The following is a 15,020-nucleotide window of genomic DNA, read 5'->3' on the forward strand; positions in this document are numbered from 1 at the left end:
ATAAAATTCTATTATGCTAATTGAAACTAAAACACTACAACCTTGCTTGTCTATCAAATTTACCAGAGTATGAAAGGGTTTACAATCTATTATATGAAATAATTATAAAACAAATCTTTTTATCTTATAAGCCTTCATACTAAATGATAATTAAATTAACGGATAACCCATCGTTGACATTAAAGCTAAGCTTGGCTGTGTAGCATCTAATCGACTATATTGGACAATTATCGGTTGGTCACTCTCAACTTCAATTGAATAAGGAACGCCAACAGGGATTTTTTCACCGTTAAATTCCAAAGATGATGTACGTAAATGGTTGCTTCTTTTTGCATCAATGATAACAGGAATTTTCTCAAAAGGTTCCCGATCCTCAAAATAAATTGTAATGAATACTGAAGCAGCTGTTTCATTGCAATTTAAAATACAAATTGATTCATGACTAACTAATTCTCCTGAGCTTAATGGTGGAATATAACCATCCGGAATAATCCAATGCGTTTCTCCTTTTTTTCTACCCATCCTATTCATCCTTTCCAAAAAAGTAATATTTTTTGTACAGTTTAGTATTTTTTTGTTCGTTATCGTTCATTATAATATGTTTCTTTTTCTGTAACAATATATAAATGATGCATTCTATAGGTTTTTCTTCTTACCTTACGATATAATTAGGAAGATGAGTTAACTAAATAATTGACTATACATTGTTAAAAAGCTAATAATAGTAGGGCTAAGAGGGTTTAAAGGGTAACTTTTCCTCACCTATGTCAGTTTAAGTGAAAATCCTATTTGTTAAGAAGGAAGGCGAACGATTTTTATGGTTGAAAGAACAGAAAAGACATGTAAAGAATCACTTGTCATTAAAACTAGTCGTGTATTCCCACTTGATACAAATAACCACAATACATTATTTGGTGGTAAATTAATGAGCTATATTGATGATGTTGCCTCAATTTCAGCCGCAAAACATTCGAGATGTGAAGTAGTTACTGCTTCTACAGATTCAGTAGATTTTCTTATTCCGATTCGTCAAAGTGATTCAGTTAGTTTGGAATCGTACGTCTCATCTGTAGGGCGTTCCTCGATGGAGGTTTTTGTAAAGGTTATTTCTGAGGATTTAAAAACCGGGGAACGAAAGCTTGCTGCCACATCCTTTTTAACTTTCGTTGCCTTAGATAGCAATGGAAAGCCAGTCACTGTTCCGAAAGTAAAACCAGAATCAGATGAGGAAATTATGTTATTTAATACAGCACAGCAACGAATTAATCATCGTAAAGAGCGAAGAGAGCATAGCGCTGCATTTGCAAAGGTCGTTACATTATAATTTAGTACTCTTTTGATAGAAAAAAATTTGTACCCTTAATCAAAAGAACCATAAAAAAAGTATCCGCAAAAACGGATACTTTTTTATTTGAGAAAAAATGAGAATAGTTTGAGAATAAGTCGTGTATTACTATTAAATTAGTTTTCTATACTATTAAAAATTATTTTACTGTTTCAGGTACGGATAATCCTAAGCCTTCTGCAATACGTGTTCCAAATTCAGGATCTGCTTTGTAGAAGTGACCAATTTGACGAAGTTTAATTTCATCTTTTTCAACTGGCTTCATTGCTCCTACAATATTATTCACAGTACGAGTACGTTCTTCCTCACTCATTAAACGGTATAAATCTCCCGCTTGTGTATAGTGATCATCACGGTCATAAGGTACACTTTCAGCAACACCTGAAACTGGGAAAGCAGCTTGTTTGTTTTCAGGTGTTTCAACAGCACCACCATAGCTGTTTGGCTCATAATAAACATCTGGATTTTTACCATTTGTCATAGTCATGAATCCATCACGTTGATTATTGTCTACATCAACACGTGGACGATTAATTGGTAATTGATTATGATTTACACCAACGCGGTATCGATGAGCATCTGCGTAAGCAAACAAACGACCTTGTAACATTTTATCAGGTGATACATCTACACCAGGTACAAGTGTTCCAGGTGAGAATGTTGCTTGCTCAACTTCTGCAAAATAGTTTTCCGGGTTACGGTCAAGCACCATTCGACCAACTTCAATTAATGGATAGTCTTTATGAGACCAAGTTTTTGTTACATCGAATGGGTCAAAACGATAAGTATTTGCATCTTCTAATGGCATAATTTGAACATATAATGTCCAAGAAGGGAAATCACCATTTTTGATTGCATTGAATAAATCTTCTGTATGATAATCAGGATTTTCTCCTGCTAATTTCTCAGCAACTGCTGGGTCTAGATTTTTAACACCTTGATCTGTTTTAAAATGATACTTAATCCATACGCCTTCACCTTCAGCATTTGTCCATTTAAATGTATGGCTTCCATATCCATTCATATGGCGAAGTGTTGCAGGAATACCACGGTCTCCCATAAGGTATGTTACTTGGTGTAGAGATTCAGGTGAATGTGACCAGAAATCCCATACAGCATTAGGGTTTTTCAAATGTGTTTGTGGATGGCGTTTTTGAGTATGGATAAAGTCTGGGAATTTAATAGCATCGCGAATAAAGAAAATAGGTGTATTATTCCCAACGATGTCATAATTACCATCTTCTGTATAAAATTTTACAGCAAATCCACGTGGATCACGAACAGTATCAGCAGAACCTAACTCACCTGCAACTGTTGAGAAACGAATAAACATTGGTGTACGTTTTCCAACACCATTAAACAGCTTTGCTTTAGTATATTTAGAAACATCATTTGTTACTTCAAAATATCCATGTGCACCAGCACCTTTAGCATGAACAACACGCTCTGGAACACGTTCTCTATTAAAATGCGCTAATTTCTCTAAAAGGTGAACATCCTGTATTAATACTGGACCTCTAGAGCCTGCTGTAATTGAGTTTTGGTTGTCTCCAACGGGAGCACCCCAACTAGTAGTTAATCTGTTATTAGTCATTTTTAAGAATCACCTCATATTTTATTTGAATATAGTATTATAATAACATCTCTCAATTAAAAATCAATACTTTTTTATAATAATTATAATTTAATAGTTAAAATTATGACCAAATAACTTTAATTTATATTAAAACCAAGAGTGAATCTGTTTGTTTCTAGCATTCTAGTAATCTTTTTCACACAAATGAACATTAGAGTTAGGAGAGCTAAATTCCATATTTCCCCTCATTTTTTTTCATTTATACTCTTTATTTAAAAATAAAAAAATAACTCTCCATTTAAATATCATTTAAAATAATTAAATGAAAATATCTAAAGGAAAGTTATTTTGTTTTTGTTACTATAGTTTATATACCAAGTGATATATATTTCACTTCCAAATACTCTTCAATTCCATGGTACCCACCTTCACGACCTAAACCACTTTGTTTAAAGCCTCCAAATGGTGCTTGTGGTGTTGAAGGTAAACCATCATTTAAACCGATAATCCCGTAATCTAATGCTTCACTTATTCGAATGCCTTTTGAGATACTTTCCGTGAAAATATAAGCTGCAAGACCGAAAATAGAATTGTTGGCCCTTTCGATAACTTCTTCTTCACTACTAAATCTTGTAACAGGTGCAACAGGTCCAAATGTTTCTTCCATCATACATAACATATCATCTTCTACATTTGAAAGAACGGTTGGCTCAATAAATAAATCATTTATTACCTTCCCTCCAGTTTCAAGTACCGCACCTTTCCCAACTGCATCTTCAATTTGGTCGATCACTTTCTTAACAGCATGTTTGTCAATTAATGGCCCAATATCTACCCCTTCTTCTAATCCATTACCGACAACCAATTCACTTACCTTATTTTTAAACTTTTGTAAAAAAGATTCATATACGGAGTCATGAACATATATCCGATTTGCACAAACACACGTTTGTCCAGCATTGCGAAATTTCGCTGCGATTACCTCTGTGACTGCCTTTTCAATATTTGCATCGTCAAGGATAATAACTGGTGCATGTCCCCCTAACTCTAAAGACAATTTTTTAATTGTTTTTGACGCTTTTTGCATAAGAAGTCTTCCCACTTCAGTTGAACCAGTAAAGGTTAGCTTTCGGACCCTTTCATCCTGTAACCAAGCATCTCCGATTTCCTCTGCATTACCAGTCACTATATTTATAACACCTTTAGGAATACCTGCCTTTTCCGCTAATTCGACCAGTTTAATTGCTGTTAATGGCGTCTGCTCTGCAGGTTTAATCATAACTGTACAACCGGCAGCTAAAGCAGGGGCAACCTTTCTTGTAATCATTGCAGCTGGAAAATTCCATGGGGTAATAACTGCTACAACTCCAACTGGTTGTTTTTGAACAAAAAGGCGTTTATTCTGACTAGTGGCAGGAATCAATTCACCGTATATTCGCTTAGCTTCCTCCGCATACCACGATAAGAAACCATTTGCATAACCAATTTCACCTAATGCCTCTTTTAATGGTTTTCCCTGTTCGACTGTCATTGTTTTAGCAAGCTCATCTTGATGCTCATTTATTAAATCGTACCATTGACGAATATATTCGGAACGTTCATATGCTGATAAAGAGGACCATTCTGAAAATGCTCGATAAGCCGAAGCAATTGCATGTTCCGATTCTTTCTTCCCTGCATTAGGTACAGTTGCAACCACTTCGCTAGTTGCTGGATTTATTACGTCTATTTTTTCAAGGTCTTCCCCTATCCATTGACCATCTATAAAAATATGAAAATGTTTCATGACTTCCTCCTCTTGATACCTTTTCTTCACTTGCTATTTTATAACGTAAATAACTTATCATGATGTTTCAAGAAAAATGCTCTAATCTAAATCCGCTAATAATTTGTCCTTATTAGGTTAAACTATTTTGGAATGTTTACTATAAAATGTTGGGAGGTATTCCAATGTCAAAAAAAGGGCAATTTCAAAATGATGAAAAACAATACCAAATGCCTGATGCACTTCGTCAAAAAAAAGATTCTGTCTATCGAGTTGGTTATACGTCAGGAACAGGTAATGATACTGGTGGAAAAGATGAGCCTGGTAAACACTCCGATTTACCATAAGGGGATTACTGTCAACTTGACAGTCCCTCTTACTTCTATCATAGTCTCAAAGAATGCGACTCTTTCCTAAACTAGATAAATAAATATCAGAGTTGAATGCAACTAGGAAAATCTCCCGTTTCATAATATTATTCGATTTTCTAGCGATAAAACCTTCTATTATAATTTCAAAACAAATTAAAATGGAGAATGTAAATTTGGAAAGTAATAATTAAAACCTATATCCAAGGATCATCTATGAGAGCCCCGTTTGATAGAAATCTCATTATAAAGTGTGTCTAAAAGAAAACCTTAGAGAGAAATATAATCTAGCTCTGAAAAACAGCTAATAAAAAAGCACTGATACAGAAGTATCAGTGCCAAATGGTTACAAATTATATTTTACGCTTAAACAGTCTCTAATGACTGAATTTTTACTCGATACTGATGTGCAGCTTCTACCATTACTTTTAATGCAGCAACTGTTTCAGCTTCTCCACGTGTTTTCAATCCACAATCAGGATTTACCCAAAATGCTCGATAATCAAGAACCTCGAGTGCTCGTTTAATATTTTGCGTTATTTCTTCTATTGTAGGAACGCGCGGACTATGAATATCATATACACCTAGGCCAATACCTTTATTATAATGATGCTCTTCAAAGGAAGTGATGAGCTCTCCATGGCTCCTTGATGTTTCAATAGAAATAACATCGGCATCTAAGGCATCAATCGCATGGATAATATCATCAAAATTCGAATAGCACATATGAGTATGTACCTGTGTATCAGGTTTTACCGAAGAAGTTGCTAGTTTAAAGGCATAAACTGAAGCATTTAAATACGCTTCTGTTTTTTCCTGTTTTAATGGTAACCCCTCTCGTAATGCTGCTTCATCAACTTGAATCATTGTTATAGCGTGCTTCTCTAAAGCTTCAACTTCACTTCGAATTGCTAATGCTACCTGATTCATTACATCAGTCCGACTAATATCATCACGTACAAAGGACCAATTTATAATTGTGACAGGTCCTGTTAACATCCCTTTTACAGGCTTATCTGTTAAGGATTGTGCATAAACAGTTTCTTTAACTGTCATATTCTGTTTACAGTATACATCCCCAAAAATAACAGGCGGTTTCACACATCGGGATCCATATGATTGAACCCATCCATTCTTTGTGATCGCAACTCCTTCAAGCTTTTCCCCAAAAAACTCAACCATATCTGTCCGTTCGAATTCACCATGAACTAGAACATCTAATCCTATTTCTTCTTGAATAGTTATCCATTTTTTAATTTCACTTTGAATATATTGTTCATAGTCCTTATCGGATAGTTCACCTTTTCTCCATTTTAATCTTTGTTTTCTGACTTCCTTTGTTTGCGGAAAGCTTCCTATCGTTGTCGTTGGTAAAAGTGGTAACTTCCACTTCTCTTCATGGATTTGCTTTCGCTTCTCTACAGATATTCGAGAACTTGAATAGTGTTCAAGATTATTTATCGCTTCCTGAATATGCTCAACATTTCGATAAGCAGACTCTTTAAAAGAATGAATAACTTTATCATAATTTTCTAAATCATCAATCTGCTGTTTTTCCGTAAAAACATGAGTAAGTAATGCGATTTCATCTAATTTTTCATCTGCAAATGCTAAAACATCTCTTATTTGAGATTCGAGCTGTTGTTCATTTTTCACTGTAACAGGAACATGAAGTAAACTACATGATGGCTGTAAAAACATACGATTTTCACCAATTTTATTTGAAAGTTCCTTTACAAAATCGAATTTATCCACCAATTTAGACTTCCAAATATTTCTCCCATCAATAATCCCCGCAAATAAATATTTTTCATTAGGGAAGCCGTATTTTTCAAGAAGCTTGAGATTTGCGCCTGCATCATGAACAAAATCAAGACCAATTCCCGCTACTGGAAGGTTAATGAGTTCTTTATAGTATTCTGTACTTTCAAAATAAGTTTGAATGATTAGATTCACATCTTGAACATTTTGCGCGAAAGCTGAATATACAAGCTGTAATTCGTTAACAATTTCCTCTTTGACATCCTTCACTAAAATTGGTTCATCAATTTGAATCCATTCAGCTCCGGCACCTCTAAGTTCTGTAAATACTTCAATATATAACGGAATAAGAGATTGTAACAAAGAAGCTCTTTGTTCGTTTGTAAAACCTTTTGAGCATGATAACAAAGTAATCGGCCCTACAATAACTGGCTTCCCATATATACCTAATTCTTCCTTCGCCTCATTGAACAAATGAACAAGTCTATTCTCCATTAATTTTGGTTCCACTTTGTTTAGTTCCGGAACGATGTAATGATAATTCGTGTTAAACCATTTCGTCATTTCAGAAGCAACTTTGCCTTTACTACCTCTTGCAATCTCAAAATAGTTAACTAATGATAATTTTCCGTTCGTTGTTTTAAAACGTTCAGGAATAAGATTAAACATAACTGCAGTATCTAATACATGATCATAATAACTAAAATCTCCAATAGGAATGAGATCGATTCCTTTATCTTGTTGTTTTTTCAAATGCGATAAACGAATCTGTTTCATTTCTTTCTCAAATTCCTCTTCACTCATTTGTTCGGACCAAAAGAGTTCTAACGTCTTCTTCCATTCCCGATTTTCTCCAATTCTTGGATAACCAATATTTGAACTTTTTATCATATTTCATGTACTCCTCTTCTATGTTTAGTATGAAAATAAAAACCTCTCAAAATGATGAGAGGGATTGATCGTCAAATTCCATAGTTAGCTGGAGTTGAAATATAAAAACTGATTCAACATATGACCATCACTCCTCCCTATTACGCGTAGGTACAAGTGCATTTAATAGGCAGGTCTCCTGACTTAGACTCATCATTTTGTATCCCTTCCCGTTCTCAAATAAATGAGTAACAGTGGTTTGATACAAAATTCCCCATTACAGTGGCGCGACCGTGTCGGATTTACACCGAACTTCCCTTTTAAGTTAAAAGCAACAAATACTTTTAACACCTATTAACTGAACATTATAAAATTTTAAACTTTTCAAACATGGATTTACTTTATATTATTTTTATCCTTTTATCAAGGCTTTTTCTTAATTGAAAAATTACTTTTATATGTTTATAGAAATTATGCAATTCAACACACAAAATTAGAATGATGAATCTAATTAAATATTTTATATAAATAAATTCATAGTAATTAATTACTATGTACAAAACTTTTTACTAAGACATTTTTCCTGATTATTTCTATACTGTAAAAAATTCCATTTTGGATTGCTATAATGTTATATGGTTTGACTAAATGATCACAACGATTTTGAAAAATTGTTGTGATGAATATTTACTTATAATGGAGGTACACCATTGGAAGAAAAATTTTATAATTCTAAAACAAAAATGGTATTGGCATTTATTTTCTTGACGCTTTTAACAATCGGATCTTTCTATTTTGCTATTATTCTCGCACTATCAGGTGAAGAGATATTTATGATGATTTTTACCTTTATATTGGCCATTATTTTAATCCTATGTACATATACAATATTGAAACGACTCATAAAACATGAACCGATTGTTATCCTTTCGAAAAATGGAATAACACTGAACGGTCCAGGAAATCCAGGGTTTGTACCTTGGGAAGACTTTGAAGGCTTTGTCCCTTATAAATATCAGATGAGTAGATTTCTAGGTATTATTCTAAAAAACGAGGAACATTATATTGATAAATTATCTGGTCGTGCAAGAAAATTAGTCGGTCTTAATCAAAGAATGGGGTTCCCACCTTTTAATATTTCCTTATCTTATTTAAAAAACGAAAATGAGTTTTTTGAAGCTCTTGAAAAATATGAAATCCCTATTTTAATCCAAATTGAGGAAGGTCAAAATTTGTAGAATATAGTAAAAAATACTCATCTTTTGTAGACATTCAGGATTTTCCTCCTATTCCATAATTCGGATAAATTATATATCATGGAAAATGTTGTATTCAAAAGATAATTAGGAGGACGCAATAATGAAAAAATTTATGATGATTTTATCTTTAATTTTACTTACAACGTTTGCTGCTGCATGTTCATCAAGCTCAACTAGTAAGGAAGAATCAGGTGGCGAAGATAAAAAGAAAGAAAAAGCAAAGGTAGCCGATATTAGTATCGATAATGTGGAATACACATTACCTTCAGAATATGATAATGCATCAGATGACCAGTTGGCATTAAAAATTGATATTTCCGTTACGAATAATGGTAAAGATCCATTAGATGTTGACAACAATAATTTCGTTCTTTATCAAGGTGACACAATGGCAGGTGAATCAGAGCCTGAAGACTATAATTCAGTATTAAAATATGCAACACTTAGTAAAGGTAAAAAGCTTGAAGGAAGTTTATACTTTTTAGTTGATAAAGGTGAAGATTATCAATTAGTTTATTCATCTACTGAACAATATGAAAAAGAACAGGAAGTAATTGAGTTTGATATTGATGGTAAAGATGAAAAGTTATTAGAAACGGCTGAAGATTTACAAAATCCTGCAAAAGCTCTCTCAGCTTACATAGATGTTTTATTTTACAATGGTGAAAGCCCAGAGTTCGAGACTTTAGTTGGAGAAGATAAAGAAGCTCTAGTTAGAGAGTTTGATGATGCAATTATCGAAGGTTTCATGAGCACAGCTTATATTTCAGAAGATCAAATTGATAAACAAAGCTTATTTAATTTAGTCAAGTCCATGAAGGCTGCATTAAAAGAAAAAGTAAAAGCGCAAACTGTAACAAAAACTATAAGTGAAGATACAGCAATTGTTGAATTAACTGCCTCACCACTTGATGTACCATCTATGCAACCTTCACTCCAAAAGAAAGCTGAAGATTATGTGAGTAAAAATCAACAAGCGACTGAAATGGAATTGCAAAAATTTGTTTTTGATGAAATGGCAAAGGAATTTGCTACTATGAAACCATCTACAAGTGAAGTAACAGTAGAACTTCAATTGAAAAAATCAGGAAAAGACAAATGGGTGCTCGATGCGAGTGATTACCGTTCACAAGATATTTCCTTACCATTTTTGAAATTTGACTAATTAAAAACATAATCAATCTAGAGAGCGAATTTTTGCTCTCTTTCTTTTTTTTAAAGACATTATTTTGATTGTTACAACCTAGGCAAAAGCCTTCACACTCCGCAAAAACCTACATAGACTTATATGGATTTCATATTATTTACAAAAAAGGAGAGTCCTTCATGAATCCATATGGTTATTATTATGAATACGTACCACAACAAGAAAGCATGTACTATTATCCTCAACAAGAATATTATCAGCAACCAGAAATGTACGATGATACGAGACAGCCTGCTTTAGAAAGACGTGTTGCAGCCCTTGAGCGTCAATCTGAACGTCAAACAAGAGAATTAACAAGATTAAATAATGAACTTAGAAGACTAAACCAAGAACATAATAGGCTAAATCAAGAGGTAGATCGCATAAATCGCGAACTAACCAATCGTATTGAACAGCATACTAGACGTTTAAACCGATTAAATCAACGGCTTCGAGCAGTTGAAAATCGGTTAAATATACCTTTTTCCCCAGCTGAAGGCGGTTTTTAAACTGTAGAACCGTAAACGAATTTATAAGCTAGAGTAAGCATGCCTACTACTTCCAATTACTTCTTTAGTATTTCTTCCTATCCTTGTTCATACTAAAAGTGCTTCAATTAAAGGGGAGGGAAAAAATATGACGAACCGTAACGATAACCGTGAACGTCAAAATAAGTATCCACATAATCAACGAGATACTGAATTTTCTAAGGATATTACGATTAGAAGTAACATAACGAAAAAAGACTTACAAAATAAAAAATAACATTAGAGGAGTCACAATATTAAGTACCTAACACGGTTTATATTGTGACTCCTTCCTTCAAATTTATCGATTTTTCCTTTTACTTCTTCCATTACTAGAGCGATGCTTCGTTTTTTCACGCCCTGTTTTTCTTTTACCATTTAATAAAGAAGAATTGAAATTATCCTTGCTAGTTTTGGGGTTTCTTGGTGTCTTAATATCTTCCTTATTAGGTACGCTTATCCCTTCTATAATTTGTTTCTCCAAACGATGTTTAATCCCTTTTTCGATCATTGTTAGAAAGTCAAAATCTTTAGGTGCTACTAATGTATAAGCAACCCCTTCTCCCCCAGCTCGACCAGTTCGACCAATTCGATGAATATAACTCTCTACATCGTGAGGAATATCATAATTAAAAACATGTGTTACTCCTTCTACATCAAGTCCTCGTGCTGCAACATCTGTTGCAACTAAAAGCTGAATCTTCGCATCCCGAAATCTTTTCATTGCTTTTTCACGTTTCGCCTGTGTTAAATCGCCATGTAATTCATCTGACTCATAACCATTTGCAATTAATGCTTCGTTTAGCTTTTTCGCACGGATTTTTGTTCGACAAAAAATAATTGCTAAAAACGGACGCTGCTCTTGTAATAAGTGTAATAATGTTGCTTGCTTTCTACGGTCAGTAGTTTCAATAACAACTTGCTTAATTTCATCAAGTGTAATATTTTTTGCCTTTACTTGGATTGTTTCAGGGTTTACCATATATTTTTTTGCAAGTGACCGTATCTCTTGTGGCATTGTTGCAGAAAAAAGTAAAGTTTGTCTCGATGATAATGTTTCAACTATAATTTCATTCACTTCTGGGAGGAATCCCATATGTAACATTTGATCTGCCTCATCTAAAACAAGCATTTGAACTGTTGATAAGTCCACTGATTGTCGACGAATATGATCTAATAATCTCCCTGGAGTTGCAACAACAATATGCTGGACCCCTTTTAACTTTTTTAATTGATGGGCGACATCTTGACCACCATACACTGTTAAGACTTGAATGCCTTCCAAATTCTCAAGAAGGATTTTAATTTCCTTCGAAATTTGTTGGGCTAATTCTCTTGTAGGTGTCAGAATAAGTGCTTGTATTTCATGATTATCAACATTAATCCGCTCTAGGATTGGTAATACAAAAGCGAGAGTCTTTCCAGTACCTGTTTGTGCTTGAGCGATTACATCCTTACCAGCAAGTATTGTGGGAATCACAAGCTTTTGAATCGCTGTTGGTTCTACAATTCCTAATGACTTTAATGTATGATTTATTTCTTTACGAACTCCTAAATTGATAAAATCTGACAAAATATCACATCTCATTTCTACTTCATTTATATTTGTAATCAAATAACTATAGCATATTTAATAGTATTTGACAGACAGTTTTAGATATATCCTTATATTTATTGTTTTTTTATTTGTAGTAAATAAAAATTTATCCTCCCTTTATTATTTGACTCATTCGGGCAACATAGAATTTCACTTTGCCTATTTACTTTATAGAAATCCAACACTCCCCCATGTATTCGAGCAACTTTAAGTATAAAATTCAAGTTCCGCTATTTTAAAGCCATTTCAATTTATTTAATTATGTTATCATAATATAAGGTACATATTGTTTAGGGAGTTGGAAAAATGAAGGATGAACTAAATTATATTGGTCAAAAAATCATGAAAAACAAGACAGTGTTAGCTGCTAATGTTACACAGCTACAAGCAAATTTATTAACGAATGAAACATTGGAAGAAAGCAGAAATGAAAGTTCATCTAAATTAATTGAATTATTAGGTAAATCATTAATTGATAATCAGGATGTCTCAAATGAGATAATTGAATGGGCTCATAATGAAGCAAGCTTTTTAGTCGATAATACGACTCTCACTACTGCATTAAGATCGTTAGCTTATTATCGAACAGTGATTTGGGACGTATTTACTGAGGAATTGGAACAACAACAGTTTGCGGCAATTACAATGCTTGACGTAAGTAAAATTATCGACCCTTTACTCGACGAAATTAGTGCAGAATATGGAAATGTCTATCAAGAGCATAACAATAATTTAATGAAGATTGCATATACCGCACTTGAAGAATTATCTGTTCCTGTTGTCCCGATTAACAAAAATGTTGCAGTCGTTCCGTTAATTGGAGAAATTGATACTCATCGCTCACAACTTGTTTTAGAAGTAACGATGGAGGAATGTTCCAAATTAAAGCTTGAATATTTGATATTAGATGTAACTGGTGTTCCTATCATTGATACAATGGTTGCAGATAATTTGTTCAAAGTAATTTCTGCCTTAAGATTGCTTGGTGTAGAAACAATTATCACTGGTATTCGTCCAGAGATCGCTCAGACCATAATCTCAATCGGAGTTGATTTTACAGGCATTACAACATTTGCTGATTTACCAACAGCATTATCAAGTATTGATTTGAAAATTATTAAGACAAATTAAGGGGAAGTTTGTAAACATAACTTTTCTTCAACTTTTCATATTATAAAAGGCAGAACATGTAAAGTTCTGCCCGTTCAATTCATATTACGTTTTTAACCAATTTCCTTATCTTCTACTTTCTCACTTTTAACTAAGTCATTTGAAAGCTGATCAATGCTCTCTCGAATATTTCCCTTGCCTGAGAAATTTTCAAGTAATTGCTTCACATCGATTCCAGATGATGCCTTCAACGATTCCTGTAAAGAACTCATTAAATTTGTTGCATATCCAGTGACCTTATTTGCTCCGCCATTCTCGCCATTTCCTCCAGTATCAACGACAGTAAGTTTATCGATATTGGCTAATGGACTTGCAACCTGTTTAGCATATTCAGGGAGCATTCTAACAACCATATCAAGAATTGCCGCCTGACCATATTGTTCAAATGCTTCAGCAATTTTTCGCTTAGCTTCAGCTTCCGCTAGACCTTTCAAACGAATGACCTCTGCCTCTGTTTCCCCTTTGGCTCTTTCTGCTTCCGCTTTTGCTAATCCATCAATTCTTACTTTTTCGGCTTCAGCTTTTGCCATCGCTTCAATGCGATATTTGTTTGCATCAGCCTGTGCGATTTCTTTTGCTTTATTTGCAGATGCTGCCTGTTCTACTGCATAACGGTCAGCGTCTGCCTTCTTTTTCACTTCTGAATCATATTGACGTTCACGACGCTGAATTTCCTTTTCCTCTAATTCAATTTGTTTCTGACGCTCAATGATTTTTACTTGCATTTCTTGTTCCATTACTTCTTGCTTAGCTCTAGCCGTTTCGAGGTCATATGCTTGGTCTGCACGTGCCTTGGCAATATCCTGCTCTCTTCGATACTCGGCCATTTTCATAAGGTTTTCTTTTTCGGCTTCTGCGATTTCTGTTGCACGCTCTAACTCAGATTTTTTCGCTTCTTTACTCGCCTCTGCCCGCTTAATTCGTGTTTCTTTTTCTGCTTCTGCAGTCGCGATATCAGCATCTCGCTTTACTTGGGCAATTCTTGGCTTCCCTAATGAATCTAAGTACCCATTCTTATCTCTAACATCCTTGATTGTAAAAGATACGATAATAAGTCCCATCTTTGCTAAATCCTGTGTTGCAACTCTTTGAACTTCTTGAGAAAATTTATCACGATTTTTATAGATTTCCTCGACTGTCATCGACCCTAAAATCGACCGTAAGTGACCTTCAAGTACTTCGCGAGCTTCATTCTCTCTGTCTTCTTTTTTCTTGCCTAAAAATTGCTCTGCTGCAGTTGCAATTTCTTCAATCGAGCCACCAATTTTAATAATTGCTGTTCCATCCGCCATAACAGGCACACCTTGTTCTGTATATACCTCAGGTGTCGTTACATCCAATTTACTTGATAATAAGCTTAAAGGCTCAGCTTGTTGAAAAACTGGTAATATAAAGGCACCGCCACCGCGAATGATTTTAATTTTATTTCCTGATTCATCAACGTGGACATTTTTACTACCTAAATAACTCCCTGTTACAATCAGTGCCTCATCAGGTCCAGCTGTACGATACTTCGTAATAAAGATAGCTATTAATGCTATTAACAGAAATACAACTACTCCAATAACTGATAATAGTAATGTCATAAAAACTCCC

13 protein-coding genes and 1 riboswitch are annotated in these 15,020 nt (G+C 34.1%); of the genes, 7 read left to right on the top strand and 6 right to left on the bottom strand.

Annotation, left to right across the window (positions count from 1 at the left end; translation table 11 throughout):
- Nucleotides 1–150: 150 nt before the first annotated feature.
- Nucleotides 151–522, bottom strand: a complete 372-nt coding sequence (locus ACTJJ9_RS17130; protein ID WP_095301991.1) for a sensory rhodopsin transducer — start codon at nucleotides 520–522, stop codon at nucleotides 151–153.
- Between the two features lie 295 nt (nucleotides 523–817).
- Here ACTJJ9_RS17130 and ACTJJ9_RS17135 point away from each other — a divergent pair, with 295 nt between their 5' ends.
- A complete protein-coding gene (locus ACTJJ9_RS17135; RefSeq protein WP_095301990.1) occupies nucleotides 818–1,324 on the top strand; it encodes an acyl-CoA thioesterase in 507 nt (168 codons plus the stop codon).
- Between the two features lie 160 nt (nucleotides 1,325–1,484).
- Here ACTJJ9_RS17135 and katA read toward each other — a convergent pair whose 3' ends face one another.
- Entirely contained in the window at nucleotides 1,485–2,939 is a 1,455-nt protein-coding gene (gene katA, locus ACTJJ9_RS17140) for a catalase KatA (RefSeq protein WP_095301989.1), read from the bottom strand.
- A 349-nt stretch (nucleotides 2,940–3,288) separates the two neighbouring features.
- The gene (locus ACTJJ9_RS17145) at nucleotides 3,289–4,707 is read right to left on the bottom strand and encodes an NAD-dependent succinate-semialdehyde dehydrogenase (protein WP_145584383.1); all 1,419 of its coding nucleotides are present in this window, start codon (nucleotides 4,705–4,707) and stop codon (nucleotides 3,289–3,291) included.
- A 164-nt stretch (nucleotides 4,708–4,871) separates the two neighbouring features.
- On the opposite strand from ACTJJ9_RS17145, the gene ACTJJ9_RS17150 reads away from it, so the two are divergent.
- The gene (locus ACTJJ9_RS17150; protein ID WP_186324292.1) at nucleotides 4,872–5,033 is read left to right on the top strand and encodes a hypothetical protein; all 162 of its coding nucleotides are present in this window, start codon (nucleotides 4,872–4,874) and stop codon (nucleotides 5,031–5,033) included.
- Nucleotides 5,034–5,420: 387 nt separating this feature from the next.
- Here the strand turns inward: ACTJJ9_RS17150 and metE are convergent, their stop codons facing one another.
- Entirely contained in the window at nucleotides 5,421–7,706 is a 2,286-nt protein-coding gene (metE, locus tag ACTJJ9_RS17155; protein ID WP_145584381.1) for a 5-methyltetrahydropteroyltriglutamate--homocysteine S-methyltransferase, read from the bottom strand.
- 151 nt (nucleotides 7,707–7,857) lie between these two features.
- Nucleotides 7,858–8,055: riboswitch (cobalamin riboswitch) on the bottom strand.
- A 340-nt stretch (nucleotides 8,056–8,395) separates the two neighbouring features.
- On the opposite strand from metE, the gene ACTJJ9_RS17160 reads away from it, so the two are divergent.
- From ACTJJ9_RS17160 to ACTJJ9_RS17175, 4 genes are all read left to right on the top strand, one after another.
- Nucleotides 8,396–8,923, top strand: a complete 528-nt coding sequence (locus tag ACTJJ9_RS17160; protein WP_145584379.1) for an STM3941 family protein — start codon at nucleotides 8,396–8,398, stop codon at nucleotides 8,921–8,923.
- A 121-nt stretch (nucleotides 8,924–9,044) separates the two neighbouring features.
- The gene (locus tag ACTJJ9_RS17165) at nucleotides 9,045–10,109 is read left to right on the top strand and encodes a DUF5105 domain-containing protein (RefSeq protein ID WP_145584377.1); all 1,065 of its coding nucleotides are present in this window, start codon (nucleotides 9,045–9,047) and stop codon (nucleotides 10,107–10,109) included.
- Between the two features lie 161 nt (nucleotides 10,110–10,270).
- Entirely contained in the window at nucleotides 10,271–10,639 is a 369-nt protein-coding gene (locus ACTJJ9_RS17170; protein WP_145584375.1) for a hypothetical protein, read from the top strand.
- 127 nt (nucleotides 10,640–10,766) lie between these two features.
- Nucleotides 10,767–10,895 (top strand): hypothetical protein, encoded by a 129-nt coding sequence (locus ACTJJ9_RS17175; RefSeq protein WP_255452004.1) that lies wholly within the window; start codon nucleotides 10,767–10,769, stop codon nucleotides 10,893–10,895.
- A 63-nt stretch (nucleotides 10,896–10,958) separates the two neighbouring features.
- Here the strand turns inward: ACTJJ9_RS17175 and ACTJJ9_RS17180 are convergent, their stop codons facing one another.
- On the bottom strand, nucleotides 10,959–12,230 hold the full coding sequence (locus tag ACTJJ9_RS17180; RefSeq protein WP_186324291.1) for a DEAD/DEAH box helicase: 1,272 nt from the start codon (nucleotides 12,228–12,230) through the stop codon (nucleotides 10,959–10,961).
- A 330-nt stretch (nucleotides 12,231–12,560) separates the two neighbouring features.
- Here ACTJJ9_RS17180 and ACTJJ9_RS17185 point away from each other — a divergent pair, with 330 nt between their 5' ends.
- Entirely contained in the window at nucleotides 12,561–13,385 is an 825-nt protein-coding gene (locus ACTJJ9_RS17185) for an STAS domain-containing protein (RefSeq protein WP_145584371.1), read from the top strand.
- 92 nt (nucleotides 13,386–13,477) lie between these two features.
- On the opposite strand, the gene ACTJJ9_RS17190 is transcribed toward ACTJJ9_RS17185, so the two are convergent.
- Nucleotides 13,478–15,010 (bottom strand): flotillin family protein, encoded by a 1,533-nt coding sequence (locus ACTJJ9_RS17190; RefSeq protein WP_095301831.1) that lies wholly within the window; start codon nucleotides 15,008–15,010, stop codon nucleotides 13,478–13,480.
- Between the last annotated feature and the right edge of the window lie 10 nt (nucleotides 15,011–15,020).

This window comes from Metabacillus sp. 22489 (assembly GCF_052044855.1).
In the GTDB taxonomy this organism is placed as follows: Bacteria; Bacillota; Bacilli; order Bacillales; family Bacillaceae; genus Metabacillus; species Metabacillus niabensis.